1 protein-coding gene is annotated in these 1,066 nt (G+C 46.5%); it reads right to left on the minus strand.

Annotation, left to right across the window (positions count from 1 at the left end):
- On the minus strand, positions 1–1,066 hold a 1,066-nt coding region (locus A3756_RS00595), incomplete at both ends, for an Ig-like domain-containing protein (RefSeq protein ID WP_197481071.1).

The following is a 1,066-nucleotide window of genomic DNA, read 5'->3' on the forward strand; positions in this document are numbered from 1 at the left end:
TTACTTCTTGGGTGAGATCTTTGCTGCTGTTATCGGAGTAGTCTGCAATGGCACTCAGTTGCAGTTCATCGTTAACGTTTATCGCGCTAGCAGGGCTGGTAATAGCAATAGAACTTAGTATTGCGTCCGTCACTGTGAAGGTTGCGCTGGACGATAGGCCTTCAAAGCTGGCGCTGACACGTGTACTACCGGGGGCAACGGTACGAATTAGTCCTGGGCTATCTACATTATTGTCGACAGTAATAAGTTGATTGTCTTCGCTTTGCCAGGTGACGAGGTGGGTGATGTCTTTAGTCGATGCATCGGTATATAAGCCACTTGCTTTGACTTGTTCTGTAAACCCAGCCGGAATACTTGTGTTATCGCTCGTCAGTGATATTGATTGAAGTGTCGCACTTGTTACTGTCACTAAACTAATACCACTGATTCCTTCTAGTTCGGCAGAGATCAGGGCTTCGCCTTCTGCATTAGCGCTGATAACCGGAGCGCTAGGGCTTTCTACGCTTGCAACAGTACTAGAGCTTGTGTTCCAGTTGGCCTCCTTACTGATATCAATTTGTTCTCCATCAGAATAGGAGCCTAAAGCAATGGCTTGTATTTGAAGCCCGTTAGCTAGGCTGATATTTCCTGGCTGAACTTCAATTGCGGTTAATACGGCGTCTTGAATGCTTAGACTAGTCGATATACTAATATCATCCAGGGTGGCGGAAATGTTTACGAATCCCAGTTCTAGTCCATTGACTAAACCTTCAGATAGCGCAGCGTTTGAAATAGAGCCTATTGCCGAGTCGCTCGATGTCCAGGTTACCTGTTCGGTGATGTCCTGAACTGAGCCGTCACTGTATGTTCCTTGAGCACTGAAACTTTGGCTTAGCCCCTTTGGTAGGGAGCTGTTAATAGGAAGAATACTTATATTGCTTAGTACTGCATTGCTTACCGTAACCGTACTGGCAGCATTATGGCCATCTAGCTCAGCACTCAGGCTTGAGCTGCCGATATCCAGTCCGCTAACAAGTGATGAGCCCGCTTCAATTGAGATTATTTCAGGAGAGTCAGCGCTCCAATT

The sequence above is a fragment of the Oleiphilus sp. HI0086 genome (assembly GCF_001635225.1).